The 25,537-nt window shown below is 70.6% G+C and carries 24 protein-coding genes and 3 pseudogenes; 14 read left to right on the top strand and 13 right to left on the bottom strand.

What is annotated here, in order from left to right; all coding sequences use genetic code 11:
• Positions 1-100: 100 nt before the first annotated feature.
• Positions 101-1,441 carry a radical SAM protein gene (locus OIE49_RS28215; protein WP_326804721.1) on the bottom strand — a complete coding sequence of 447 codons (1,341 nt, stop codon included), beginning with the start codon at positions 1,439-1,441 and terminating at the stop codon, positions 101-103.
• A 169-nt stretch (positions 1,442-1,610) separates the two neighbouring features.
• Here OIE49_RS28215 and OIE49_RS28210 point away from each other — a divergent pair, with 169 nt between their 5' ends.
• The gene (locus OIE49_RS28210) at positions 1,611-2,858 is read left to right on the top strand and encodes an FAD-binding protein (RefSeq protein WP_326804720.1); all 1,248 of its coding nucleotides are present in this window, start codon (positions 1,611-1,613) and stop codon (positions 2,856-2,858) included.
• Here the strand turns inward: OIE49_RS28210 and OIE49_RS28205 are convergent.
• Positions 2,821-3,279 carry an ATP-binding protein gene (locus tag OIE49_RS28205; protein WP_326804719.1) on the bottom strand — a complete coding sequence of 153 codons (459 nt, stop codon included), beginning with the start codon at positions 3,277-3,279 and terminating at the stop codon, positions 2,821-2,823. The two genes, OIE49_RS28210 and OIE49_RS28205, sit on opposite strands and share 38 nt — an antisense overlap.
• A gap of 158 nt (positions 3,280-3,437) precedes the next feature.
• Here OIE49_RS28205 and OIE49_RS28200 point away from each other — a divergent pair, with 158 nt between their 5' ends.
• The gene (locus OIE49_RS28200) at positions 3,438-4,289 is read left to right on the top strand and encodes a helix-turn-helix domain-containing protein (protein ID WP_326804718.1); all 852 of its coding nucleotides are present in this window, start codon (positions 3,438-3,440) and stop codon (positions 4,287-4,289) included.
• Positions 4,286-4,531, top strand: coding sequence for a DUF397 domain-containing protein (locus tag OIE49_RS28195; RefSeq protein WP_326804717.1), 246 nt, complete (start codon positions 4,286-4,288; stop codon positions 4,529-4,531). Before OIE49_RS28200 ends, OIE49_RS28195 begins: the two co-directional genes overlap by 4 nt.
• 144 nt (positions 4,532-4,675) lie before the next feature.
• Here the strand turns inward: OIE49_RS28195 and OIE49_RS28190 are convergent, their stop codons facing one another.
• Positions 4,676-5,110, bottom strand: coding sequence for a VOC family protein (locus OIE49_RS28190; RefSeq protein ID WP_326804716.1), 435 nt, complete (start codon positions 5,108-5,110; stop codon positions 4,676-4,678).
• A gap of 439 nt (positions 5,111-5,549) precedes the next feature.
• Positions 5,550-5,777, bottom strand: a complete 228-nt coding sequence (locus OIE49_RS28185) for a hypothetical protein (RefSeq protein ID WP_326804715.1) — start codon at positions 5,775-5,777, stop codon at positions 5,550-5,552.
• Between the two features lie 100 nt (positions 5,778-5,877).
• Between OIE49_RS28185 and OIE49_RS28180 the strand changes: the two are divergent.
• Together OIE49_RS28180 and OIE49_RS28175 are read left to right on the top strand one after the other, a co-directional pair.
• Positions 5,878-6,125: pseudogene (locus OIE49_RS28180) on the top strand (helix-turn-helix domain-containing protein); the annotation flags it as partial.
• Positions 6,008-6,421, top strand: a pseudogene (locus OIE49_RS28175) (transposase); the annotation flags it as partial. The pseudogenes OIE49_RS28180 and OIE49_RS28175, both read left to right, overlap by 118 nt.
• A 40-nt stretch (positions 6,422-6,461) precedes the next feature.
• Here OIE49_RS28175 and OIE49_RS28170 read toward each other — a convergent pair.
• Both OIE49_RS28170 and OIE49_RS28165 read right to left on the bottom strand, forming a co-directional pair.
• A complete protein-coding gene (locus OIE49_RS28170) occupies positions 6,462-7,004 on the bottom strand; it encodes a hypothetical protein (RefSeq protein WP_326804714.1) in 543 nt (180 codons plus the stop codon).
• Positions 7,005-7,405: 401 nt separating this feature from the next.
• Complete coding sequence (locus OIE49_RS28165) at positions 7,406-7,744, bottom strand: hypothetical protein (protein WP_326804713.1); 339 nt, start codon at positions 7,742-7,744, stop codon at positions 7,406-7,408.
• 187 nt (positions 7,745-7,931) lie between these two features.
• Here OIE49_RS28165 and OIE49_RS28160 point away from each other — a divergent pair.
• Positions 7,932-8,162 (top strand): annotated as a pseudogene (locus tag OIE49_RS28160) (IS701 family transposase); the annotation flags it as partial.
• A gap of 109 nt (positions 8,163-8,271) precedes the next feature.
• Here OIE49_RS28160 and OIE49_RS28155 read toward each other — a convergent pair.
• Positions 8,272-9,450 (bottom strand): alpha/beta fold hydrolase, encoded by a 1,179-nt coding sequence (locus OIE49_RS28155; RefSeq protein WP_326804712.1) that lies wholly within the window; start codon positions 9,448-9,450, stop codon positions 8,272-8,274.
• 365 nt (positions 9,451-9,815) lie between these two features.
• Between OIE49_RS28155 and OIE49_RS28150 the strand changes: the two genes are divergently transcribed.
• Together OIE49_RS28150 and OIE49_RS28145 are read left to right on the top strand one after the other, a co-directional pair.
• A complete protein-coding gene (locus OIE49_RS28150) occupies positions 9,816-10,964 on the top strand; it encodes a GH12 family glycosyl hydrolase domain-containing protein (protein WP_326804711.1) in 1,149 nt (382 codons plus the stop codon).
• A 33-nt stretch (positions 10,965-10,997) separates the two neighbouring features.
• On the top strand, positions 10,998-12,125 hold the full coding sequence (locus OIE49_RS28145; RefSeq protein ID WP_326804710.1) for a lytic polysaccharide monooxygenase: 1,128 nt from the start codon (positions 10,998-11,000) through the stop codon (positions 12,123-12,125).
• Positions 12,126-12,183: 58 nt separating this feature from the next.
• On the opposite strand, the gene OIE49_RS37210 is transcribed toward OIE49_RS28145, so the two are convergent.
• A complete protein-coding gene (locus OIE49_RS37210; protein ID WP_401743115.1) occupies positions 12,184-12,324 on the bottom strand; it encodes a CPBP family glutamic-type intramembrane protease in 141 nt (46 codons plus the stop codon).
• Between the two features lie 143 nt (positions 12,325-12,467).
• Positions 12,468-12,776 carry a hypothetical protein gene (locus tag OIE49_RS28140; RefSeq protein ID WP_326804709.1) on the bottom strand — a complete coding sequence of 103 codons (309 nt, stop codon included), beginning with the start codon at positions 12,774-12,776 and terminating at the stop codon, positions 12,468-12,470.
• A gap of 207 nt (positions 12,777-12,983) precedes the next feature.
• On the opposite strand from OIE49_RS28140, the gene OIE49_RS37205 reads away from it, so the two are divergent.
• Positions 12,984-13,460, top strand: coding sequence for a transposase (locus OIE49_RS37205; protein WP_442812355.1), 477 nt, complete (start codon positions 12,984-12,986; stop codon positions 13,458-13,460).
• Between the two features lie 143 nt (positions 13,461-13,603).
• Positions 13,604-14,542 (top strand): homocysteine S-methyltransferase, encoded by a 939-nt coding sequence (gene mmuM, locus OIE49_RS28135; protein ID WP_326804708.1) that lies wholly within the window; start codon positions 13,604-13,606, stop codon positions 14,540-14,542.
• Between the two features lie 1,468 nt (positions 14,543-16,010).
• Here the strand turns inward: mmuM and OIE49_RS28130 are convergent.
• Together OIE49_RS28130 and OIE49_RS28125 are read right to left on the bottom strand one after the other, a co-directional pair.
• Entirely contained in the window at positions 16,011-17,591 is a 1,581-nt protein-coding gene (locus OIE49_RS28130) for a carboxylesterase/lipase family protein (RefSeq protein WP_326804707.1), read from the bottom strand.
• A 106-nt stretch (positions 17,592-17,697) separates the two neighbouring features.
• Entirely contained in the window at positions 17,698-17,913 is a 216-nt protein-coding gene (locus OIE49_RS28125) for a PLDc N-terminal domain-containing protein (RefSeq protein ID WP_326804706.1), read from the bottom strand.
• Positions 17,914-18,050: 137 nt separating this feature from the next.
• On the opposite strand from OIE49_RS28125, the gene OIE49_RS28120 reads away from it, so the two are divergent.
• Entirely contained in the window at positions 18,051-18,635 is a 585-nt protein-coding gene (locus OIE49_RS28120; RefSeq protein ID WP_326804705.1) for a helix-turn-helix domain-containing protein, read from the top strand.
• Between the two features lie 28 nt (positions 18,636-18,663).
• On the opposite strand, the gene OIE49_RS28115 is transcribed toward OIE49_RS28120, so the two are convergent.
• Together OIE49_RS28115 and OIE49_RS28110 are read right to left on the bottom strand one after the other, a co-directional pair.
• Positions 18,664-19,317: a ThuA domain-containing protein gene (locus OIE49_RS28115; protein ID WP_326804704.1), complete on the bottom strand. Its 654-nt coding sequence runs from the start codon at positions 19,315-19,317 to the stop codon at positions 18,664-18,666.
• A 79-nt stretch (positions 19,318-19,396) separates the two neighbouring features.
• On the bottom strand, positions 19,397-20,437 hold the full coding sequence (locus OIE49_RS28110) for a YihY/virulence factor BrkB family protein (protein ID WP_326806346.1): 1,041 nt from the start codon (positions 20,435-20,437) through the stop codon (positions 19,397-19,399).
• Between the two features lie 257 nt (positions 20,438-20,694).
• On the opposite strand from OIE49_RS28110, the gene OIE49_RS28105 reads away from it, so the two are divergent.
• The 3 genes from OIE49_RS28105 (at position 20,695) to OIE49_RS28095 (ending at position 25,512) form a co-directional block, all read left to right on the top strand.
• Complete coding sequence (locus tag OIE49_RS28105; protein WP_326804703.1) at positions 20,695-22,329, top strand: acyl-CoA dehydrogenase family protein; 1,635 nt, start codon at positions 20,695-20,697, stop codon at positions 22,327-22,329.
• Positions 22,330-22,595: 266 nt separating this feature from the next.
• Complete coding sequence (locus OIE49_RS28100; RefSeq protein WP_326804702.1) at positions 22,596-23,942, top strand: GAF domain-containing protein; 1,347 nt, start codon at positions 22,596-22,598, stop codon at positions 23,940-23,942.
• 232 nt (positions 23,943-24,174) lie between these two features.
• On the top strand, positions 24,175-25,512 hold the full coding sequence (locus tag OIE49_RS28095; protein WP_326804701.1) for a hypothetical protein: 1,338 nt from the start codon (positions 24,175-24,177) through the stop codon (positions 25,510-25,512).
• Positions 25,513-25,537 lie beyond the last annotated feature (25 nt).

Raw genomic sequence — 25,537 nt, 5'->3', positions numbered from 1 at the left:
TGCAATTGTCGTGACGGATCCCGTGGTCCTCAACTCCGCTCCGTAGTAAGGACCGAAGCCCCCAATCGACTCACGGGACCCGAAAACGCGTGTCTGACGGCTACTTCGCCGCCCCCTCGGTCTCCTGGGGCGTCTCCTCCGCCGCCGGCAGGCTGTCCATGAAGGAGCTGACCGAGAACACCGCGTGGCCGGGGCCGGGCGGCCCGTAGCCGGGGGGCGAGGAGAGACCGAAGTCGTCCATCGTGGCGCGGTAGGCCTCCAGGAGCCGGATGTGGTACTCCAGCGGCGCGCCCTGCGGGTTGGCCTTGCCGAGCGGGGTGGTGGGCTCCGGGCACCACGTGGTGAAGCGGGGCGTGATGCCGTGCGACATGAAGAAGCGCAGGCCCTCGGTGGTGGACGCGATGGCCTCGTCGACGGTCGTGAAGCCGAACGGCTCGGCCATCTCCACGCCCGCCACGAAGTTGGGGATCACGTTGCGCGCGCCGAACACCTCGGCGGAGTCCAGGATGCGGCGGTGCCACTCGTCGCGGCCGACGTAGCGCTCCTTGCCCGGGCAGTACAGCTCGAACAGACGGCGGTCCCACACCTCGAAGTTGGGGTGGTAGATCTGCACGCCGTAGTCCTTGAACCGCTGCACGTCCGGCTTCGGCAGCGCCTGCGCGACGACCTTGCCGATCCAGCGGCCGGGGAAGCGCTCCTCGATGGCCTTGGCGTAGTGGCCGTAGAAGTCGGCCTCGTCGCGGCCCGCCACCTTGGAGGTGACGGCGCCACCGGTGAGGGTGTAGGCGGTGGACGCCTTCTGGGTGTCGAACCGGTCGATGATCTCCAGCGCCTCCAGGACCTCCTCGACGTCCTTGACGCCGGTGTAGGGCCGGCCGGCCGCCTTGTGCTGGCGCCAGTTGTGGTTGATGTCGCAGTACTGGCACTCCTCCTTGGCGCCGAAGTACTGGCAGACCCGGAAGACGGTGAGGTAGATCAGGTAGCCCCACTGGATGGTCGGGGCGACCTCCATCACGGACTTCCCGTTGGACAGCGTGTGCCGGTAGTACTCGGGCATGGGCGGCACACCGACGTCGGCGATCCGCTTCCCGTCCAGGTAGAGCCCGAGCAGCCCCTCGTCGTCGGCGGCGACGCGGTAGGGCGAGGCGGGATTCACCCGTACGGAGACGACGGTCCGCCGCAGGTCGTACGGTCCGCCGGTGAGGATGATCTCCTCCGGCGGCCGCCGCAGCGCGGCCTCCCCCAGCTCGGGCAGCGTGCCGTGGTCGAAGGAGAAGATGAAGTACGACTTCGGCTTGACCTCACCGCTCTCGTTGTCACTGAGCGCGGACGGGTCGAAGGCCACGCCGCCGCGGAGCAGATCCTCCTTGAAGACGGCCTCCCGCGGCACATGCGGGAAGCGCTCCATCAGATCCTCGACCAGCTCGGTACGGCTGCCCATCCCGTTGTCTCCTCCCGACTCGCGTGTACGACTTCTCACGGTATGCCTACGCTCGCGCGCAGGTCGTGCCGGGTCCCCCGCACGGAGGCCGTGAACCGCCCTTCGGTGGACGTCGGGTACGTTCCCCCGTGACCTTGTGGGCCGTGGTGTGAGGGCGAGGAACAACGGGATGACCGGGACGACCGTGACCAACTGGGCGGGGAACATCACCTACAGCGCCGCGGAGGTGGACCGGCCGGGCTCGCTCGACGCGGTGCGGGAGCTGGTCGCCCGCAGTGCGCGGGTGCGGGTGCTGGGCAGCGGGCACTCCTTCAACGAGATCGCCGACCCGGGCGCCGGGGGCACCCTGCTCTCCCTGGAGGCGATGCCCGCAGAGGCCGACGTCGACACGGCGGCCCGCACGGTCCGGGTGGCCGGCGGCCTCCGGTACGCGCAACTCGCCCGCCGGGTGCACGCGCACGGCCTCGCCCTGCCCAACATGGCCTCCCTGCCGCACATCTCGGTGGCCGGCTCGGTGGCGACCGGCACCCACGGCTCCGGCGTCGGCAACGGACCGCTGGCCGCCCCCGTGCGGGAGGTGGAGATCGTCACCGCCGACGGCTCGACGGCCGTCATCGGCCGGGGCGACCCGCGGTTCGGCGGGGCCGTCACCTCCCTCGGCGCGCTCGGCGTGGTCACCGCCCTCACCCTCGACCTGGAGCCCGCCTACGAGGTCGAGCAGCACCTGTTCACCGAACTCCCGCTGGAGGGGCTGGACTACGAGACGGTGGCGGCCGCCGCGTACAGCGTCAGCCTGTTCACCGACTGGCGCGACCCGGGCTTCCGCCAGGTGTGGCTCAAGCGGCGCACCGACAAGCCGCTGCCCGCCTTCCCCTGGGCGGTACCGGCCAAGGTCGCACTGCACCCGGTGCCGGGCATGCCGGCGGAGAACTGCACGGAGCAGTTCGGCGTGCCCGGACCCTGGCACGAGCGACTGCCGCACTTCCGCGCCGAGTTCACCCCGAGCAGCGGCGCCGAGTTGCAGTCGGAGTACCTGCTGCCGCGCCGGTACGCCCTCGACCTCCTGCACGCGCTCGACGGGATCCGGGAGACGGTCGCCCCGGTGCTCCAGACGTGCGAGATCCGCACCGTCGCCGCCGACGAGCAGTGGCTGAGCCCCTCCTACGGCCGGGACACCGTCGCCGCGCACTTCACCTGGATCGAGGACACGGCCACGGTACTGCCGGTGGTGCGCCGCCTCGAGGAGGCGCTGGTCGGCCTCGACCCCCGCCCGCACTGGGGCAAGGTGTTCACCACTCCGTCGGCAGTCCTGCGCGAGCGGTACCCGCGCCTGGACGACTTCCGCTCGCTGGCACGGGAGTTGGACCCCGCCGGGAAGTTCACGAACGCCTTCCTCGCGGACCTCCTGGCTCCCTGACCCGCACCTCCGCCCACACCACCTTGTAGGCACGGCCCGCCCGTTGCTCCACACCCCACCGCTGGGACACCGCGGCCACCAGCACAAGCCCGCGCCCGCCCTCGCCGTCCGGCTCCCGCACCACCGGGAGCCGTTCGGTCCGCGCGTCGGCCACCTCCACCCGGACGACCGCGCCCTCCCACAGCAGCCGCACGCGGAAGTCCCGCCCGGCAACGCGGCCGTGCCGCACGGCGTTGGCGGCGAGTTCGGCGACCACCAGGGTCACGTCCTCGCCCGCCTCGCTTCCGTACGGGAAACCCCAGGCGTCCATCCGATGCGCCACGAGCCGCCGCGCGAGCCGGGCACCTCGCGGGGTGCAGCTGAACAACTGGCTGAACATACGTACGGTGACGGGCTCCTGGAGCCGGGGGTCTACGTGCATGGCCCGAAGGTTCCGCAGGTCACCCGGGCCGAACCAGTCACTGCGCTCGTACGCTGCGCACTGTAGGAGTTCACGCCATGGACAGTGGGCGTCACGGGGCGTGACTCTGGTTGCCCTCGCGAGGTTGGAAACTTCAGCGGACTCGGGGGGTACCTGCCATGACCGAAACCACCAGCACCAACACGGCGACCACGACCACCGGAGAGCCCGAACCGTCGGACAGCATGAAGGCGTTCGGCGCGGCGCACAAGGCCTTCCGCAAACGGGCGGGATACACCCAGGAGGACTACGCCCCGCTCGTCGGCTACCAGCCGGGAACCGTGGCGTCGATCGAACAGGGCCGACGCTTCCCACCCCGCGTCTTCGTCGAGCGCGCGGAGGAGGTCCTGGACGCCTTCGGCGCGCTGAAGGGCGTGTACAAGCACGTCGGCCGGGAGAAGGGGCTGGCGTCCTGGTTCCGCCAGTGGGCGGAGCTGGAGGAGCAGGCGATCAGCCTGTACACCTTCGAGAACCGGGTCGTACCAGGGCTTCTGCAGACAGAGGCGTACGCGCGCGGGCTGTTCAGCGTACGGCTACCCGTGCTCGCCGACCCGGAGATCGAGGCGATGATCACAGCCCGCCTGGAGCGACAGTCACTGTTCGCCGAGCGGCCCAACACGGTGTTCAGCTTCATCGTGGAGGAGCACGTACTTCGGCGGGAGTCCGGCGATGCAGAGGTCATGCGGGAGCTGATCAGCCACTTGCTGGAAGCTGCCGAATCACGCAACGTGGAACTTCAGGTCATGCCGATGTCTCGTGGCGTCCACGCAGCCGTCGACGGTCCGATCCAGTTGCTGGAGACCCCGGAAAACGAGTGGTTCGCCTACTGCGAGGCACAGCGAAGCGGCCAACTCCTCGTGGATCCGAAATCGATCAGTGTGCTCCACATGCGTTATGCGAAACTGCGCTCACAGGCTCTTTCTCCGGGCGATACCCGGAGCCTGCTGGAGCGGATTCGAGGAGCGCTATGAGCACCGATGAACTGTCCTGGTTCAAGAGCAGCTACAGCAGCGGCACCGACGGCGACTGCGTCGAAGTAGCCCTCGCCTGGCGCAAGTCCACGTACAGCGGTGACGACTCCGGCGACTGCGTCGAGGTGGCCACCTGCCCCACCGCCATCCACGTCCGTGACTCCAAGAACACCAGCGGCCCTCAGCTCGCCCTCTCCCCCACCGTCTGGTCGGAGTTCATAGACTTCGCCGCGCACGAGTGACCTCTGCTTCGACGTGTCCGGCAACGGGCCCGTGCTGCTCGTCTTCCTCGATGAGGCCGGACGGCGGCTGCCGGGATACCGGCCTGCTCGGCATCGCCCGGCTGCACAACCTCGCCCTCACGGGATGACTGCCGCCCCATATGCTCAGTCGATACAGAATTCGTTGCCCTCGATGTCCAGCATCGGGATGCACGACTCGTTTTCCTCATCGGCGTACAGCGTTTGCACGTGGGTCGCACCGAGCGCAACCAGTCGTGCGCACTCAGCTTCGAGCGCAGCGAGGCGCTCGTCCCCGACGAGCCCGGTGCCGACCCGGACGTCGAGATGCACCCGATTCTTAACGATCTTGCCTTCGGGAACGCGCTGGAAGTACAGTCGCGGGCCCACACCTGAGGGATCTATGCAGGCGAACCATGAATCCCGCTGCTCAGGTGGTTGCGAACCCTTGAAATCATCCCAAGTGGCAAATCCCTCCGGTGGTGGCGGTACGACATACCCCAACACCTCGCACCAGAAACGAGCGAGACGCTCAGGTTCTGCGCAGTCAAAGGTGACTTGGAACTTCTTGATCGCTGACATCGGAGCACCGTAGCAAGGGGACTTGGGACTCTGCCGCTCATTTCCTGGGTGGATCCGCTCCCACCCGTCGCGCCCTGAGCTACGTCGGGCGCCAAGTGATCAAACCGGACAGTCCGCGCCGATGGGACCGTGGCGGCGGAGCACACCAGTGGTCCCCAGGATCCAGTCCTGGGGACCACCTTCGTACCAACATCAGAAGCGGGACAACCCTTAGCTATGGCTTGCCCCGTAATCCGACCTGAGGCTGAGGTCATGCTGCGTCCGGATCGGTGCCGATGGCGCCGGCCGAACGAAGCGCGCGGCCAAGGTCTCCGGTGAGGACGCGTGGGTGCCGACGCCACCACCACAGGTCGGAACCCGGCAGCCTGTGGAACTGGCCGAGTGCTTGGCCGTCGTCGTCGATGGTCGCGACCTTGTAGCGATCATCGAGGGCTTTGATCTACGGGGTCCAGATCTGAACGATGTGATCGTCCAGCAGGATCCATGCCTCGTGGAGCCAGTTTCGGCAGTAGAGGTCGTTGGTGTACTCGGAAATGAAGTCCTCGTAGCCGCGCTCGATGACGCTCACCAGGGCGGCCCATGCGTCCACCCTGTCAGCGACCGTGAACGCCGTCCGCCAGCCCAGCCACTGGTGCAGCAGTTCACCTACCTCGGTTCCAGTGGCCATGAATCGTGAGGTTCCCATGCCGGGCCCACCTGAGCCACCGGGTTGTGTCCCAGCGGCCGGCCGGCGATCCCAACGTCGATCAAGATGAGACGATCTCGCAGTGGCTGGTGTGATCACGACGTCGAAACCGTCCCGGATACCTCCGTTCACCGGACTGAGCCCGCAGGCGTTCCGCAGGTTGATCACAAACCTGCGCCGCGAGGGCGCAGACAACGGGGGCGCAAACGTCCGTGGTCGCTGCCATTCGAGGACCGAGTCCTGCTGGTGGCTGCCTACTGGCGCACCGACCGGACACTGCGACAGCTCGCCCCGCTGTTCGGCATCTCGAAGTCCGCGACCGACCGGATCCGGGTGGTGACAAGGCATACAGCTCGCGCCGTAACCGTCGCCACCTGCGTCGACGCCGGATCAAGCACACCATCCCTGAGCCGAAGGGCCAGCGTGCCAACCGCCAGCGCCGCGGCAGCAACGGCGGCCGGCCCGTGGGCTTCGACAAGGAGAGGTACCAGCGCCGCAACGAAGTCGAGCGCACAATCAACCGGCTCACGCACTTTCGGGCCGTGGCCACGCGCTACGACAAGAGGGCTTTCGTCTACAGCGGTACCGTGACCGCCGCGTCGATCCGCCTCTGGCTCAGGCCCTGAGCGGCAGCCCGCATGCTCCCGGCCCGTGCACGGGATGAGCTCAGTAGTGTCCGAGCATTTCGTCGGCCGGAATGCAGTCGCTCATGGTGTTGGCCCAGTCGTTGGGCCTACCGAAAACCAGCCGCGTGAGCAGCACACCACCGGCTCGCTGCGCGCGCGGCATGATGCCCAGGTCCTGGGAGCCGATGTCGCCGCCGGGTGTGATCTCAACTTTTCTGTCAGTGCTCTCCAGGTAGGCGGTGAGCTCATCCGAAAGCTCGGAAGGAGGGCGGCCGACCAGTCGTATCCCCTCCAACGTGACCTGGGGGCCGGTCAGGGCGTCGATCGCGATGCAGGTCAATCCCATCGAGCCGACGTAGTAGGCCACTACGTCAGCGCGGTAGAACGGGGCATCCACCGCGCGGAATCTCGTGCACAACTGCTTGAACGGGCCGTACTTGCCGAGCTCTGAAACAGTGTCGGACGTGAAGCCGCACGTCAGCATCACGCTGATCGACTCCTCCAGGTTCATGCCGAACCGCAGCGGGCCGACGCGCTCCAGCGGCGCGTAGTCCCACTGCTCTCGGTCGGAATCGGCCACCACAGCCCAAGCGTCTGGCCACACGTCAAACAGCCCCTTCCCGCGATCACGTCAATACGGCGCCGACGACTCTAAGACCTCGAAGACGCCTTCGCCGAGTACACGTCCACGAACGGTCACGACCTGCGGTACTCCCAGCATGCGGACCCGGGTTCCGAGGCGCTCGGAGTCGTCCTCCGCGCCCAGCGCGCCGGTGACGTTGTTCTGACAGGCCGGTGTTGGTCACCTCCGCCTGGGCCGAGCGCTGCTGTGATGTCACCGAAGGCCGCATCCCCACTTAGGAGTGGCGGAACCGGGACTGGTGATGGGGCTGCTATCGGCTCTGGGGGGTAGCTCCTTTGGAGAGACGTTCCCACCCAGCATGCCGACGTCTGTCCTCTGGGGTAGTGCGGAACTCGGGCAGATCAGACACAGATCCAGCAGTACAGCCGTTCCCTGCGCCGCTGAGCCCCGCAGGCGAGTTCCGCCAACTCATGCAGCAGGCCCCCGAGCACGTCGGTGTCGCCAGACCCCTGCTCTTCGACCCAACGCCGCGCCGCCGCAGTCAATTCAGCGGCCCCCACCTTTGCAAGGACGTCTTGCAGCTCATCGCTGATAGTGAGCACCAGACGCTCGCCTCCGCCGCGTTCGGCGACGACGTGGGAGGTCCGAGGCCGTGCCAGGAACTCGTCGAAGTCGACCCCGGTCAAGATCCTCTCGATCGCTCCGAGATCGGTCGTCGAGTCGAACCCCTTGGTGGCCACGACGTGGAACCCCGTCTCGGCCAGCCGAAGCCGTGGTCTGAGGAGCTCGCGAAGGCCGTCGCGCCCGTGACGCCGCACGATCTCCGGGACGGGCATTGGCAGCTGCGCCCCCACACCATCCGGCCCGGCACCCCCGCCTGGTAGCCGCCAAGACGCGCACGATCACGAGCGGCGTCGGCGAGCCGGCTATTGGATGACCAACCTGCCTGCCGCCACCCCGGTCGCCGACCTGGTGCGGTGGGCGAAGATGCGCCGGCGGATCGAGCACGACTACCGCGAACTCAAGCACGGCCTGGGCCTGGACCACTTCGAAGTCCGCACCTGGCGCGGCTGGCACCACCACGTCACCCTCGCCACCGCCGCCCAGGCCTTCCTCACCCTCCAGCGGCTCGACCCAAAAGCGCACACGCCGGTCTGACCGACCACCAGGTCCTGGACACACTCCAGGACCTGCTGCGCTGCTGAACCGGCACCTGCACCGCTCGTTCGAGTGCAGGACGACCGAATGGTCGTGCGGGGACGTGCACTCAGAGGTCGAGCAGCGGCACGAGAGCGCGAGCGAACTCTGCCGGGTCCGCGCTTGCGGCCACGTGGCTGCCGGGCATGTCGATCAGGGGCTGACGCAGCAGAGCGGCCAAGGCATGGGCCGCCTGACGCGCCATCTGGTGATGGCTCAGCGAGCCAGCGCACACGGTCAGCCTGGCTCGACGTAGGCCCTCGATGTCGGGCACGTAGAAGACGGTGGGGCCAGCCATCTGACCCAGGAAATAGCGGTTCTTGTCGAGTTCTTCAGCCGGCAGCTCCGGCAACGCGACATGCGTGGGAGGCACCTGATCCGGGCCGGTGTGGTGGGCGGCGCCGCTCAGGTCGAAGAACTCCTGCACGGCTCGCTGAGGATCAGTTGTCGCGACAGCGAACGCCGACGCAGCGCGATCCGCGAGAGCGGCATCGTCCAGGAGAGTGATCAGGGGCGGCTCGTGCAGCACGGCCGACCCAACGAGGTCGGGATGCTGCTTGACCAGCTCGAGAAGGGTCACGGCCCCACCGCTCGTGCCGACGAAGATTGCCGGCGCTCCGGTGAACGTGTCGACCAGCGCAGCAAGGTCTTCAGCGAGGACTTCAGGCGTAGGCGCAGCCATTCCACGCGTCATGCGACTGGCACCGATACCGCGAGGATCATGGGTGACGACGGTGAACTGCCCCGCAAGCTCGTCCGCGAGAGCGGCGAACCCGCCTCGCCCTGCCGGCGCGCCGACGAGGAAGAGCAGTGGTCCCTCCCCCTGGACGCTGTAGGCGATCGTCGTGTCGGGTCTCTCGAGAACTTCCGGCGAGTTGGTTGTCTGATCGGTGTAGTCCGCGATCTTGCGGGTGATCACCTCGAGGGCACGATCCAGCGCGTCTCGGCGATCCTCGACGCGACGGCGATGCGCCGTGAGCAGCTCCAGCCGCAACCGCGACGGGTCGATGACTTCGGCGTCGGCGGCGGTGAACTGCGCGATGTCGGCCAGGGGCATCCCTGTCTCGCGCAAGTGAACCAGCATGCGGATCAGGTCGACATCGGCAGCGACGTACTGACGGCGCCCAGCAGCGTCACGCCGAGGGGCAGGCAGGATCCCCTGTCGCTCGAAGTACCGCAGCGTGTCGGGTTCAAGGCCAGTACGCGCGGCGACCTCCCCGATGCCGAACCCCTCTTCTTTTCCACTCATGGTGCAAGCCTCGAACCTGGACCTCGGTTCAGGTCAAGCGAGGATCTCCGGTCCGTGACATGAGGGCGAACTCAACCAACCTCTCTGGTCAGTACGCGGGCGTCGCAACGCGCCAGACGTTGCCTGTCGGGGCGCCAGCACAGGCGTTCGCGGACCGCCTCGCGGAGGCGCTGGGGGGCCGGCCGCACGGGCGTGGAGGGCTGAAACAGCCCGCTCCCGCACCCTCTTTTTGTCTCGCCCACAGCCTTGTCAGGGACATGTATCGCTTCTATAGTCCGGTTCTAAACGATGGGAGCGCTCCCACAGAAGCGCGAACGGGAGCACTCCTCCTCCCCTATGACGTCGCCCCTCGAAGAGGCCCCCCTATGCGACTGCTGCCCCATCGACTCGATACCGCGCGCGGTGTGCTGTGCGCGCTGCTCACCGCTCTCGCCCTGGTCGCCGCCTTCCTGGCGGCCGCTCCGGCGGCGCACGCCGACACCCAGATCTGCGACGCCTACGGAACGACCACGATCCAGGGCCGCTACGTGGTCCAGAACAACCGCTGGGGCACCAGCGCCGCCCAGTGCATCACCGTGACGGACTCCGGCTTCCGGATCAACCGGGCCGACGGCTCGGTGGCCACCAACGGTGCGCCGAAGTCGTACCCGTCCGTCTACAACGGCTGCCACTACACCAACTGCTCGCCGGGTACGGCGCTCCCGGCCCGGCTGGACACCATCTCCAGCGCGCCCACCAGCATCTCGTACGGCTATGTCAGCGACGCGGTCTACGACGCCGCGTACGACATCTGGCTGGACCCGACGGCCCGCAAGGACGGCGTGAACCGGACCGAGATCATGGTCTGGTTCAACAAGGTCGGCCCGATCCAGCCGGTGGGCTCGCAGACCGGCACGGCCACGGTCGCCGGGCGGCCCTGGCAGGTTTGGTCCGGCAGCAACGGTTCCAACAACGTGCTGTCCTTCGTCGCCCCGTCGGCGATCAGCAGCTGGAACTTCGACGTGATGGACTTCGTCCAGCAGGCGGTCTCCCGCCAACTCGCTTCCAGCAACTGGTACCTGACGAGCGTGCAGGCCGGCTTCGAGCCCTGGCAGAACGGCACCGGCCTCGCCGTGACGTCGTTCTCCTCGGAGATCCGCACGGGCGGCAACGGCGGCGGCAACGGTGGCGGCGGGGGCGGCAACCCCGGTGGCCAGACGGCCTGTTCGGTGACGTACGCCACGAACGTCTGGACGGACGGGTTCACCGCCGACGTCACCGTCCGCAACACCGGTTCGGCGGCGGTGAACGGCTGGCAGCTCGGCTTCACCCTGCCTTCCGGGCAGCGCGTCACCAGCGCATGGAACGCCACGGTGAACCCGTCCTCGGGCTCCGTCACCGCGACCGCCCTGTCGCACAACACGCAGATAGCGCCTGGCGGCAGCCAGACGTTCGGCTTCCAGGGCACCTACAGCGGCACGTTCGCCGCACCGGGCGCCTTCACCCTCAACGGCACTGCCTGCAACACCGCCTGAGACGCACCACCACCCCCAAAGGAAGGACCGAACGTGGCTCGACGCAGCAGACTTCTGTCGGTGGCGGCGGCCTTCGCCACCCTCCTCGCGGCACTGGGCCTGACCCTTCTCGGTCAGGGCCGCGCCGAGGCGCACGGCGTGGCGATGATGCCCGGTTCGCGCACCTATCTGTGTTACGTGGACGGCCGTACGGCGACCGGCAGCCTCGACCCGACGAACCCCGCGTGCCGGGACGCCCTGAACAAGAGCGGTGCCACGCCGCTGTACAACTGGTTCGCGGTGCTCGACTCCAACGCCGGTGGCCGGAACCAGGGTTACGTGCCGGACGGCACCCTGTGCAGCGCGGGAGACCGCTCGCCGTACGACTTCTCCGCCTACAACGCCGTCCGCGCCGACTGGCCCAGGACCCATCTGACCTCCGGGTCCACGATGCAGCTCCAGTACAGCAACTGGGCAGCGCACCCGGGTGACTTCCGGGTCTACCTGACCAAGCCGTCCTGGACGCCCACGTCACAGCTGCGCTGGGCCGACCTGGACCTGATCCAGACGGTCAGCAACCCGCCGCAGGTGGGGTCGCCGGGCACGGACGGCGGCCACTACTACTGGAACCTCCCGCTGCCGTCCGGCCGTTCGGGCAACGCGCTGCTCTTCATCCAGTGGGTGCGCTCGGACAGCCAGGAGAACTTCTTCTCCTGCTCGGACATCGCGTTCGACGGCGGCCACGGCGAGGTGACGGGCATCCGGAACTCCGGCTCGGGGACTCCGACCCCGACGCCGACGCCCACTCCGACCCCCACTCCCACTCCCACTCCCACCCCGACCCCGACCCCGACGCCGTCCGGTCCGCAGACCGGTTCCTGCATGGCCGTGTACAACGTGGAGAACGCCTGGAGCGGTGGCTTCCAGGGTTCCGTGGAGGTGATGAACCACGGCACGGCAGCGCTGAACGGCTGGACGGTGACCTGGAAACCCGGCACCGGTACCAAGATCAGCAGCGCCTGGAACGGCAACCTGACCACGGCCGGGGACGGCACGATCACGGTCAAGAACGCCGACTACAACCGGACCGTACCGCCCAACGCCAGTGTCTTCTTCGGATTCACGGCCACATCAACGGGCAACAACTATCCGATCGGCTCGATCAGCTGCACCGCGAGCTGAGCCCCGGGCGCGCCGGCACCCCACCGGCGCGCCCTCCCCTCCGCGCCTCAGCGCAGGATCAGCACCGCGAGTGTCCCGGTGACGGCATCGGCGGCCACGCGCACGCCGTAGGGGACCAGGATGCCGCCGTTTCGGTCAGCAGCACTCCCCGGAAGAGCACCTCCTCCCACACGGCGTTGACCAGCGCGAACGCGACAATGCCCAGACGAAGAGGTCAGCTATCCGTGCCTTCTGGGCCAACGCCACGGAAAACACTTCTGTAGTCACCGCCTACGTCGCTGACAGTGTCAACGAGGTGCGGATTCGGCGGCTATGAGGGTGCTTCACAGAAGGCCGCAGAGGTCATGCGCACCGACTCGTAGTTCGTTGCTGGGCCTGTGGGGCCGCAGTGGTTTCAGACCCCGTTCTCGGCAGGTCGGTTGCGACCAGTTCGGCAGCGCTCGCGATGTTGCCGTCTGCGTGTGCGAGCAGTGCCTCGATGTCGTACCCCGACGACCCGAAGGTGGCGCTGAGGCCGAGGGACAGGCGCGAGTCGAAGCGTTCCATATGGACGGCGGCGTCCAGGTCGGGGCGGAGCAGGTGGAGCGTGGACACCAGCTCCCAGGCGGAGGCGTCCAGCTGGGCCCGCTGCATCGGGTCGCAGGCGTTCACGGCAGCGGTGACCCCCGCGCCGTCGGCCCGTCCAGCAAAACCTCGCCGACCGCGACCTCACGCCGGGCGAGCACTACCTCGACGCCGGCTACCCGTCCGCCGACCTGATCCACGACGCCGCCGGCCGCGGCATCACCATGGTCACCCCTCCTCGACCACTCACCGCAGGCCAAGGCCGACGCCGGCTTCCAGAAGAACGCCTTCCGTATCGATTGGAAGGCCCGCCAGGCCCGCTGCCCGCAGGGCCGCACCAGCACCGGCTGGTTCCCCGTCCGGCAGCACGGCCGCGACGCCATCGTCGTCCAGTTCGCCCCCACCGACTGCCACGCATGCCCCGTCCAGGACGAGTGCACCACCTCCGCGCGTGGCACCCGCATCCTCAGCCTCCGGCCGCAAGAACTCCACGAGACCCTGGCCAGAGCGCGAACTGAGCAGATCACGAAGACCTGGAAGGACAAGTACACACTCCGCGCTGGGATCGAGGGCACCATCAACCAGGCCCTCGACGTCACCGGCCTCCGCCGGGCCCGCTACCGCGGACTGCCCAAGGTCCGCCTCCAGCACGCCTTCTCCGCCACTGCCCTCAACGTCATCCGACTCGACGCCCACTGGAACCCCGGCCACACGGCGCTCAGCCCTCGGACCAGCAGACTCACCCGCCTCAGCCACCAACTCGCAGCCTGAGTAACCGAATTACGCAGCAGAGTCTCATATCTCGGCAAAGACATGCACACGCAGGTCGCGGGTGTCTGGAACGCCGGGACGGGTGCCCGGCAGCCCACCCCGGCCCCGTCCCGCGACGCCGGACCATCGACTAGCGTCGTGCCATGGACAGCGCCATCCCCAGCGTCGCCTCTCCTGCCCTCGCCGACGCGCTCGACGGCGGGGCGGTCGTGCTCGATGGCGGGATGTCCAACCAGTTGGAGTCGGCCGGGTACGACCTGAGCGACGAGCTGTGGTCGGCGCGGCTGCTGGCCGAGCGGCCGGAGGCGGTCACTCAGGCGCACCTGGCGTACTTCGAGGCAGGGGCGAGCGTCGCGATCACCGCGAGCTACCAGGCCACCTTCGAGGGGTTCGCGAGGCGGGGGATCGGGCGGGACCGGGCGGCCGCGCTCATGCGGCTGAGCGTGGAGGCCGCGCGGGAGGCGGCGCGGCGGGCGCGTGCGCTCGGGGTGGTGCGACCGTTGTGGGTGGCCGCGTCGGCGGGGCCGTACGGGGCGATGCTCGCCGACGGCTCCGAGTACCGGGGCCGGTACGGGCTCACCGTCGACGAGCTGGAGCGCTTCCACCGGCCCCGCCTGGAGGTGCTGGCCTCTGCGGGGCCCGACGTGCTGGCGCTGGAGACGGTGCCCGACACCGAGGAGGCGCGGGCGCTGCTGCGGGCGGTGCGCGGGCTGGGGGTGCCGGCCTGGCTCTCGTACACCGTCGACGGTGACCGTACGCGCGCCGGGCAGCCGCTGGAGGAGGCGTTCGCCCTGGCCGCCGACGCGGACGAGGTGCTCGCAGTCGGCGTGAACTGCTGCGCGCCCGGCGACACGGCGGCCGCGGCCCGCACGGCCGCCCGCGTCACCGGCAAGCCGGTCGCGGTCTACCCCAACAGCGGTGAGTCCTGGGACGCCGATTCCCGCACCTGGACCGGCCGCTCCACCTTCACCCCGGACCAGGTGGCGAGCTGGCGAGCAGCCGGCGCCCGCCTGATCGGGGGCTGCTGCCGGGTGGGGCCGGGAGCGATCGCGGACATCGCCCGCGTGCTGGCGTCCCGGTAGCGGTCCCACGGCACCCCCACAGGGCCACAGGGCCGGCGGCCAATCGGCCGCGTGAACGGAACACCCGCGCCCCGGCCGACACCCCTTGTTCCGATGTCGAATCGTGCTCGAAGACCGTCCGGTCGGCAATCCGGCGTTGATGACAGCCCAGCGCGCGAATTCGGGCCGGAGACGTATGAGGATTGGTCGGTGCATTGCGTTCATTGACTGGACGTGAGTGATCTTGCTTTAATCTGCGCGTCTGTGGCGGATGCATGTCTGCCGGGTGGGGAAAAGGGGCGAGCCTGAGGTGTCTTCCCGTGCGCCGGTATCGGATTGTGCGGTCGGATCCGGTTTTCAAGTTGAGGCCCGATTTGATCAGATCGTACCTGGTGGCCGCACGTGTCGGGGTGTCCGTAGCTGACTCGGCATCGTGATGAGTGCTCCGAAAATGGAACGGCCAACCGACTGGAGCCAGCATTCGCGCTTTCTTTATGAACAACACATGAACTTTGGGGATATGAACAATGCCTCATTGGAGAGCGGCGGTGGGTCGGCCCGACCGGCTTCCGTCGCGCTGGTCACGACGGATAGCGGGCGTGTTGGTGTTGGCCTTGGCACTGGATACCGGTGCGGCGGTAGGCGCGCCAGTTCACGAGAAGGCCCTCCCCGGAGGAGTGAAGAAGTGGTGACCGCTGCTAAGAGCACTGCGCTACTGGCCGCATGCGGAGTTCTCATGCTGACCTCCGCATGCGGAACAAGAAGTTCCTGCACGGTGGTCCAGGCCGGCTCTTCCGTGAACGTGCGCCTGCTGAGGGCCGACTACCCGGATCTCGCGGGCGGCACCTTCCATCTGTGCGCCGCAAGCCACTGCGCCCGCGGGACACTCCAGCCGGCGTCGCTTCTGAGTACCCACGTCTTCCTCCCGAGCGACGTGGGAGCTCGCACCGTCACCGTCCGGCTGCGCCTCACCGCACCCGGAGCGCACTCGCCCAGCGTCGACCAGCGCACGACGACCACGCTGATCAGGACCGACACGATCTGTGACGGGACCTACTACTGGCGTGAACTGGCGCTGACTCCGGCCGGCGGTTTGAGCGAGTCGGTGCCGACAACGGGTCCGTGGGACCTGAAGAACGCAGCGAGGCCTACCGCGCCCCCGGCCCGGCCCTCAACGGCTGGTGCCTCGCAGGAGCCGACGGACCGCACAACGGTGAGTCCCTCGCCGTGATCCGCTGACGTCCCGGACCAGGGCCTGCCCATTCGGGCGGGCCCTGGTTGCGGGCCGGCGGGACACGGCGGTGGCCCGCATGCTGTCGAACCCGTGGGAGGCACACCACCGCGCCCCGTTCAACGCCCGCCCAGTTGTCAGGCGGTTCATACCGGGCGCGGCCCCAGGACGACACGGAACCCACCCGGTCGCTGTCGGCAGGCCGGTCGTGCCGGGCCCGCCCGGTTCCGGACACGGCTCCCCCCGAGCAGGGGCTCCTCAGCGCCCGCCCACACCCCCCGCGCGGCGCAGGCGGCGTACGACCGCTCGGAGTTCCCCGGCGCGGGGCCGGGTGCCCTCGGGAGCGGGGGGCGGCTCGGGAGGCGCCGTCCACAGGGCGAGTTCGGCGTCGCGTGGGCCGTGGCTCGTGTGTGCGGGGCCGTCACCGAAGACGCGGACGGGGTGGGTGGCGTCCCAGGGCTGCCAGCCGGGGTCGCCGTCGGCGGCGAAGCGGACCCAGGCCGTGTGCAGGGCGTCGGCCAGCTCCCGCGGGGCGCCCTCGCCCGCGAGTCTGCGGGAGTCCGGGGTGTCGCCGGTGTCGAAGACGAAGCCGAGTTCCAGGGCGTGGCAGGCGCCGAGGCCGGGCAGCAGCGAGGGCCAGGCGAACTCGTACACGTACGCCGAGCCGGAGCGCGCGTCGGCCAGCCGGTGCAGTGGGCGGCGCAGCAGGTGGTCGGTGACCATCTGGCCGACGATCTCGGCGGTGCCGGCGCCGGGGCGCAGCGCACGGTAGCCGCGGACCACCTCGTGCCCGCAGCGACAGCGGGCCATCGCGCCGGCCAGCGCGACCGCGCCGAGCCGGTCGACGCGCTCCAGCAGCCCGCCGGGGACCAGCCACAGCCGGTACTCGTCGCTGGTCCAGCCCATGAGGAGGTCCGCTCCCCGTGCCACGTCGCCCTCCACCAGGGCCTGGAGCGGGTCGCGCGGGACGAGGTCGCCGTCCACGACGATGCCGAAGGCGGGTCCGCCGAGGACCGGGCTGCTGAGCCGGCCGACCTCGGCCTGCGTGCGCAGCAGCAGGTTCCGGTCGACGGCGGCGAACGCCTCCGCGGTGGCGGGCACCTTCAGCCGGGCCGCCATGCGGCGCACCATCCGCCGTACGCTGCCGCGGTCGGCGGCCTCCGGCGGCCCGCTCTGCAGGACCGCGCGCCGGAACAGGCCCTGGGCCTGCGGGGCGGCGATCAGGGCGCCGATGCTGATGGCTCCGGCCGACTGGCCGCACAGGGTGATCCGGTCCGGGTCGCCGCCGAAGGCCCCGATCGACTCGTGGACCCAGCGCAGAGCGGCGAGCTGGTCGCGCAGGCCGGAGTTGGCGGGGGCGTCCGGGAAGAGTCCGTAGCCCTCGACGCCGAGCCGGTAGTTGACGGACACGAGGACTACGCCGTCACGGGCGAAGGCCCGCCCGTCGTACACGGGCACGGCGGAGGAGCCGCGGGTCAGCGCGCCGCCGTGCAGCCACACCATGACGGGGAGCCGGGCGCCGGGGTCCGGGTCGGGTGTCCATACGTTGAGGTTGAGGCAGTCGTCGCCGGGGACGACCGGGTCGGACAGGCAGCGGGCGAAGGCCTCGGAGTACGGGGGCTTCGGCGCGGTCGGGCCGAAGGAGGCGGCGTCGCGCACGCCGTCCCAGGGTTCGGGCGGCACCGGCGGCCGGAACCGCCGGGGGCCGAAGGGGGGCGCGGCGTACGGAATGCCGCGGAACACGGCCACACCATGCTCATGCCTGCCTCGCACCGCCCCGTAGGGGGTGGTGACCACGGGGTCCGATCTTTCGGCTCTGTCGGCTCTGTCGGCCGTCATGCGTCCACCAGCCCTTCGCCACGTCCGGCACCGGTATCCGGGAAGCGTCCTGTCGTCCTCCGGTATTCCGGCGCGCGGGCCGCCGGCATCGCCGCCCGGTGGACCGCTACCGGTTCTCGCTGCGGCCGAACCTGAGATAGGCGGCCAGGCCGAACACGTTGCCGAAGGCGCAGAGGGCCAGCCACGCCTGGGGCGAGAGCTGCCTGGTGTCGGGGTGCCGCGAGATGTCGATCATGCAGTAGACGGCGGGGACTAGCGCCACCAGCGGCACGATCGCCATCCACGGGGTGGGGGACGACGCGGGGAAGGAGTCGGCCAGCACGGGAGGTTCCTTGTCGAAGGGCGGTCACGGCGTTCACGGCGTTCACAGACGGGATACCGGATCGATCCGACGACCGATCAATCCCAGCAATGGGAACATTACCAACGCCGGGAAGATACGACTACTAGGGTGACGTCGTGACCACCGCTGATCTCCTCCTCCATCCGGTCCGGCTGCGGATCGTGCAGGCCTTCCTCGGCGATCGGGCGCTGACCACCGGCGCGCTCAGGGAGGAACTGTCCGACGTGCCCTCCACCAGCCTGTACCGCCATGTGGCCCGCCTGGTGGACGCCGGTGTGCTGATGGTCGTGGCGGAACGGCAGGTACGGGGCGCCGTGGAGCGCACGTACGTGCTGCGGGCCGCCGCGGCGAAGATGTCCGCGGACGAGGTCGCACGGATGAGCCCCGACGACCACCGCAACGCCTTCATGGCGTTCGTCGCGGGCCTCCTCGACGACGCCGACCGCTACCTCGCCCGCGAGGACGCCGACCCGGTCCGGGACGGAGCCACGTACAACCTGGCCGGGATGTGGCTCGACGACGCGGAGTACGCCGCCATGCTGAACGACCTGGTCCGGGTGCTCCAGCCCCGCCTGGCCCTGCCGCCCGGCCCGGGACGCAGGCGGCGCATCCTCGCGACGGTCCTGCTGCCGGGCGAGGACGGCGCGCAGGGCGCCGCGGACGGGCACGCGCACGGCCCGGCGGACAGCACGGCGCCGTAGCGACGACCGCCAGGCCCTCGGCCGCGCCTCAGCCGGCCGCGAGCCCCGCCGCCCACTCGATGCCGCCGCGCAGATGGGCGCGGAAGTCCGGGTCCGCGTAGGCCTCGGAGGCGTGGCCGAGGGCCGTGTAGAAGACGCGGCCCCGGCCCTGTTCGCGGCACCACACCAGGGGGTGGTCGGCGCCCATGCCGCCGCCGCGGTACGACGACTCGTCGGCGCGGGCCAGGACCCGTACGGTGCCGCGCGGGTTGGTGCGGAAGTCGTACCACTCGTCGGTGAAGGCCCACTCGGCGGGCAGGTGCCGGATGGCCGGATGGTCCGGGTCCTCGACCAGGACCCGGCCCGGCTGGTACTCCGGGTGCCGGGCGAACCGGGCGCCGAGCAGTTCGCCGTAGTGGGGCCAGTCGTACTCCGTGCAGGCCGCCGCGTGCACACCGACGAAGCCGCCGCCCTGCTCGACGTACGCCGCGAGGCGCTCCCGGCCTTCGGGGGTGAGCACCTCGCCGCTGGTGGAGAGGAAGACGACGGCGGCGAACCGCTCCAGGGGCCGGGCGAGTGCCTCCGGGTCCTCGGTGTGCTCGACGTCGAACCCGCCGAGGGCGCGCAGCGCGGCGACGGCGTCCGGGATGGACTCGTGGCGGTAGTCGGCGGTACGCGTGTGGACGAGAAGTCGGCGACCCATGGCGGACGACCCTACGCCCCGGGCCCCGCACCGGACGACCCCACGCCCCCGGGCCCGCACGGCACCGGAGGGCGGTACGTCACCCCTTCGACGGGCCGTTCTGGTCGTCCTTGTGCGGGCTGCGCGCGTGTGTGGACCGCACGTGGGAGCGCAGGCGGGCCGTCACGTCCTCCGGGGGCAGGAAGCGTGACCAGCGTTCGGGGAACTCCGCGGGCATGTCGGGGTCCTCCGGGTCGTCGGGCTCGTTGTCGCGGGTCGCGGCGGCGCGGGCGACGTACTCGGCGATCTGCGCGTCGCGCACCCGCTCGTTGGCGGCGCGGGCCGAGGCCGTGCCGGCGGTCGGCCAGACCCGGTCGATGGCGGCGTTGACCGCCGCCCCGACGAGCACCGCGAACGCGGACACACCGATCCACAGCAGCACGGCGACGGGCGCGGCCAGCGAGCCGTAGATGGTCGGGCCCTCCACGGTGCTGGTCAGGTAGATGCGCAGCAGGAAGCTGCACACCACCCACATGGCGAGGGCGACCAGCGCGCCGGGCACGTCCTCGATCCACGCGGAGCGCACCGGCACGGACACGTGGTACAGCGTGGTCAGGAAGACGACGGACAGCACGATGACGACCGGCCAGTACAGGATCTGGACGACCGTCGTCGACCACGGCACGATCCGTACCACCGCGTCCGGGCCGGCGACCATCAGCGGCAGCGCGATCGAACCGATCAGCAGGGCCACGATGAACAGCCCGAAGGCCAGCAGTCGGGTCTTGACGATGCCTCGCACGCCGTCGAGGCCGTACATGACGGTGATCGTGTCGATGAAGACGTTCACCGCGCGCGAGCCCGACCACAGCGCGAACACGAACCCGATGGAGATCACGTCCGGCCGGCCGCCCTGCATGACGTCCCGCAGGATCGGCTCGGTGATCTCCTTGACGCCCTGGTCGGACAGGACCGTGCGGGAGGCGTCCAGGATGTTGCGCTCCAGGCTCGCGATGGTGTGCGCGCCGGTCCAGGAGTCGACGTAGAAGAGCAGTCCGATCAGGCTCAGCAGCAGCGGCGGCACGGAGAGCAGGGAGAAGAACGCCGCCTCGGCCGCCAGACCCAGGATCCGGTATTCCATGCACGAGTTGACCGTGTCCTTCAGCAGCAGCCAGGCGGTCCTGCGTTTGGATACGTTCCGGTAGAGGGCTCGTGCCCGGTGGAGGCGGCCGGAGGGCCTTTCGGAGGATTCGCTGGCTGACTGCTGCACGACCCAAAGGTATCTCCGTCGGTCCCCCGCACCCTCACCCGCCAGGGGGTCGGCCACCAGGCAGGGCCCCAGGGATGCCCGGCGTCCGTGTGATGCCCGCGGCCGTACCGCGCGGTAGGTTCCGTTCCATGGCATCCAGCACGCACACCGTGACCAACCAGCCGCCGCCGCTGGTCGGCTACGACGTCTTCGCCGCCGACCGGGCCCTGGCCGAGGCGGTCGGACGGCACGTGGAGCCGGGGCTGCTCGACGAGGTGCGCGGGGAACTGACGGCACTCGGGCAGGCCGCCGGATCGGCGCAGGTCCAGGAGTGGGGAGCGCAGGCCAACGAGAACCCGCCGCGGCTGCGCACCCACGACCGCTACGGCCACCGCGTCGACGAGGTCGAGTTCCACCCGGCCTGGCACCGGCTCCTCGGCAAGGGCGTCTCGGCCGGGCTGACCGCGGCCTGGAACCGCCCGGCCGGACATGTGCGGCGGGCCGCCGCCTTCCTGATGTGGACGCAGATCGAGGCCGGCACCTGCTGCCCGCTGTCGATGACCCACGCGGCCGTGCCCGCGCTGCGCACCGACCCGGAACTGGCCGCCGAGTGGGAGCCGCGGCTGACGTCCGTGATCTACGAGCGCGAACTGCGGCCCCCGCACCTGAAGGCCGGGGCGCTGTTCGGGATGGGCATGACCGAGAAGCAGGGCGGCAGCGACGTCCGGGCGGGCACCACCGCGGCCAGGCCGCTCGCCGAGGACGGCACCTACGAGCTGACCGGGCACAAGTGGTTCTGCTCGGCGCCGATGTCGGACGGGTTCCTGGTGCTGGCGCAGGCGCCCGGCGGGCTCACCTGCTTCCTGGTGCCGCGGGTGCTGCCCGACGGCACGCGCAACGTGTTCCTGCTCCAGCGGCTCAAGGACAAGCTGGGCAACCGGTCGAACGCCTCCGCCGAGGTCGAGTTCGACGGGACCTGGGCGCGCCGGGTCGGCGAGGAGGGGCGCGGGGTGCGCACCATCATCGACATGGTCGCGGCGACCCGGCTTGACTGCGTGCTCGGCTCTGCGGGTCTGATGCGGCAGGCGGTGGCGCAGGCGGTGCACCACTGCGAGCACCGCGAGGCGTTCGGCGGCAGGCTCGTCGACAAGCCGCTGATGCGCAACGTGCTGGCCGACCTCGCGCTGGAGTCGGAGGCGGCGACGACGCTCGCGCTGCGCCTGGCGGCCGCCTGCGACGACGGGGACGAGCAGGAGCGGGCGCTGCTGCGGATCGCGGTGCCGGCCGCCAAGTACTGGGTCACCAAGCGGTGCGCGCCGCTGACGGTGGAGGCCTCCGAGTGCCTGGGCGGCAACGGGTACGTGGAGGAGTCCGGAATGCCCCGCCTGGTGCGCGAGTCGCCGCTCAACTCGATCTGGGAGGGCGCCGGGAACGTGCAGGCGCTGGACGTGCTGCGGGCGCTGACGCGGGAGCCGGGCGCGCTCGACGCCTATCTGCGGGAGGTGGGTCGGGCGCGCGGCGCCGACCACCGTCTCGACGCGGCGATCAAGCAGCTCCTCACCGAACTCGCCGATCTGGAGGGCATGGAGGCCCGGGCCCGGCGGCTGGCCGAACGGCTGGCGCTGGTGCTCCAGGGAGCGCTGCTGGTCCGGTTCGCGCCGCCGGACGTCGCCGACGCGTTCTGCGCCTCACGGCTGGGCGGCGAGTGGGGGGCGACGTTCGGGACGCTGCCGCACACGCTGAACCTGGCGGCGGTGGTCGAACGGGCACGCCCCGCGCACTGATGCGGGGGTGGTGCTGCGCCGACACGGCACCACCCCCGCTTCCCGGCCCGTTCCAGGCCGTGGCGCCGCACGCGGCGGCGTTGAACAATCTTCAATGAACTCACAGCGGTTCACCAGGGTTGCGAGGGGTTGCAACATGCGGGTCCGCGTGAGCGGACCGCGGCCTTCCGGCACGGCCGGTCGGCACGGTGGACAGGGCGGCCGGGGGCATGGCCCCGGCGCCGTGGGGAAGGCGGTTGCCCCGACCTCTTTCATGGGAGGACGCAGTGGCGAAGGAGCCGGTGGACGTGGCGGGGCTCGTCGCCGTCGGTCCGGCGCAGGCGGCACGGGTGCTCGACGAGACCCGCGCGGCGACGCTCGCCGGGCAGCGGGCACGGGTGGCACCGCGTCCGGTGATCGGACAGTCCTGGGAGCGGCTGCTGCGCGGCGGTCTCGACCCCGAGCAGGACGCCCGCTGCGGGCTGTTGGCCCGCGAGGAGGTGAAGCGGCGGCAGGAGGCGTCCCCGCTGCGGCATGCGCTGTCCGCGCTGTGGGAGGGGCTGTTGCCGGCCGGGGACGCCGCCCCGCATGTCGCCGTGGTCGCCGACGCGGAGGGCCGGGTGCTGTGGCGGGAGGGCGGTGCGCGGGTGCTGTGGCGGGAGGGCGGTGCGCGGGTGCTGCGCCGGGCCGACGGGCTGGGCTTCGAGGTCGGCGCCGACTGGCGGGAGGACGTGGCCGGCAGCAACGGGGTGGGCATGGTGGTGGTGCTGCGCCGGCCGGTGCAGGTCTTCGGCTCCGAGCACTTCCTGCGGGCGCACGCCTCGTGGACCTGTGCCGGGGCGCCCGTCACGGACCTCCGTGACGGGCGGCTGCTCGGCGTGGTCAACGTCAGCGGCCCGCTGGAGACCATGCATCCGGCCTCGCTGGCCTGGGTCGGCTCGGTGGCCAAACTGGCCGAGGCGAGGCTGCGGGAGCTGCACATGGCCTCGCTGGAGCGGCTGCGGGCCGTCGCGGCGCCGGTGCTGGCCCGGCTGGGCGGCCGGGTGCTGGTGGTGGACGCGGACGGCTGGACGGCGGCGGTGACCGGAATGCCGTACACGCCGCGGGTCCCGCTGCCCAAGTCCCCTTCGGCGGGCCCCGTATGGCTGCCGGGGATCGGCCTGTGCCGCCTGGAGCCGCTGGCGGACGGCTGGTTGGTGCGGGCCGGTGCGGAACCTGCCCCGTACGACGGCGCCCGGATCGTGCTGGACCTGACCCGGCCGCGCCGCTGCTCGGTGACCGTTCTGGACGACGTGGACTCCTGGGCTCATGAACTGAGTCCACGCCACGCCGAGTTGCTCTACCTGCTCGCCGTGCACCGCTCCGGCCGCAGCGCCTCGCAACTCGCCGGGGCCGTGTTCGGCGATCCGGCCCGCAAGGTGACCGAGCGCGCCGAGATGTCGCGGGTGCGGCGCTATCTGGGCCCGTTCCTCGAGCACCGCCCCTACCGCTTCCGCGAGGACACCGACGTCGAACTGCTCCTGCCGGACGACCCTGCCGACCTCCTCCCCCACTCGACGGCACCGGCGGTCCGGGCGGCGCCGGTTCGGGCGGCGCCGGCCGTTCGCGGGGAGCGTGTCGTCACCGTGCCGTGAGTGGCGCGGGTGAGTGACCCCGGTGGCCGCCGTTAGGTCAAGGGTTCGGCCGCCGGTGGCATCTTCCGCATATTTGCAGGGTCTTCGACCTGTCGCGGGCCGGACTGCCGTAGCATCGCCGCAGGGCCGCCCCAGCCGCTCCTCGGTCAACGCTCGGACCTTCCGTAGCAGTTGGCCCGGGTGTGCGGAACCTGCGTCCCGGAGGCGGACCGAGCCCTGAAAAGGGGGCTGTATGAAGCAGCGCGGCAGACACCGCAGGCGCAGACGGGGCAGGGCGCTGCGCGCCACCCTGGCCGGGGCCGGCCTCGCGCTGACCGCGGCCGCCACGATGATCAGCACCTCGCAGGCCACGGTCGCCGACGACCCCGGGGCCCTCAAGCCCCTCACGTCGTCGGCCGAGCTCGACCGGCTGCGGCTGACCGAGCAGCCGGTGCCCCAGCGGTCCCTCGACCGGCTCGCCAAGGCGATGGGCCGGCCGGTCGGTGTCGGCACGGTGCTCGGCGGCGCCGACCGCTCGCTGCGCGGCGCCGACGAGTGCGACGCCGAGGAGAAGAAGGCGCTGCCCGTCGAACCGGCGGCCACACGCGCGTACTGCTGGGACCCCGCCGACTCCGCCACCCCCCTGTGGCGGCCGGAGTCGGTGACCACCTCGGGGGACGCCGAGAGCGACGGCCGGTGGCGCGGCCACCGGGTGATCCTCTCCGGCTGGACGCGCGAGGCCGACGACGGCCGCGGTCTGGCCCGGGTGGCCTTCGTCGACGCCGACGACCCCGGCCACCTCACCTACACCTGGGTGCTGCTCGCCGTCCCGGTCGACGGCGGACGCGACTTCCGCGGGCTCGTCTCGCAGGTGTCGGGGATGGTCTGGTACGGGGACAAGCTGCTGGTCACCACCTCCGGCGCCGAGCGCGACGCGCTGTACGTCTACGACCTGCGCCGCATCCACCGCGCCACGGTGGGCGGCGAGGAGGTGGGCCGGGTACCGGGCGGCTGGTCGGCGCACGGCTACCGGTGGGTGCTCCCCGCGATCGCCTCGTACCGCCCGGCCGACGGCAACTGCGTCCGGGAGGCCGGCGCCGACCTGTCCGCGGCGCCCTGCCCGGACGGCCTCTCCCTGGACCGCAGTTCCGCGCCGGCCAGCCTGGTCGCGAGCCAGGCCGTGCCCGCGGAGGGCGGCCACCACACGCGTCTGTGGCGCTACTCCTTCAGCCGGGCCCCCGGCCGCTCCGGTCTGCTGGCCACGGACTCCGGCGCCACGGTGACCTCGACCGAGGCCTACGGGACGAAGACGGAGGACGTCCGGGGCGTCCTGTCGCACCGCCCGGGGCCGTTCGCGCCGCCGGACTGGTATCTGGGCCGCCCCGCGGACGAGGGCACCCACGGCACGCTGTGGCGGCAGGACGAGCGCGGCGCGAACGCCGCCTCCTGCGGCGCCGAGGACACCCACCGCTGCTGGGGCGACGGCACCGGTTCCCTGTCCTACTGGCAGGAGACCGGCGACGTCTGGTCCCTGTCGGGCCGGATGCTGTTCGCGCTGCCGCTGTCCGCGGTCGAACGGGAGCTGCGGTAGGCCGACGGACGGGAGCCGCGGGAGG

The sequence above is a fragment of the Streptomyces sp. NBC_01788 genome, from assembly GCF_035917575.1.
GTDB lineage: Bacteria > Actinomycetota > Actinomycetes > Streptomycetales > Streptomycetaceae > Streptomyces.
Note: the sequence above shows the minus strand (reverse complement) of the source record. Positions and strands in the feature narration are given on the sequence as shown.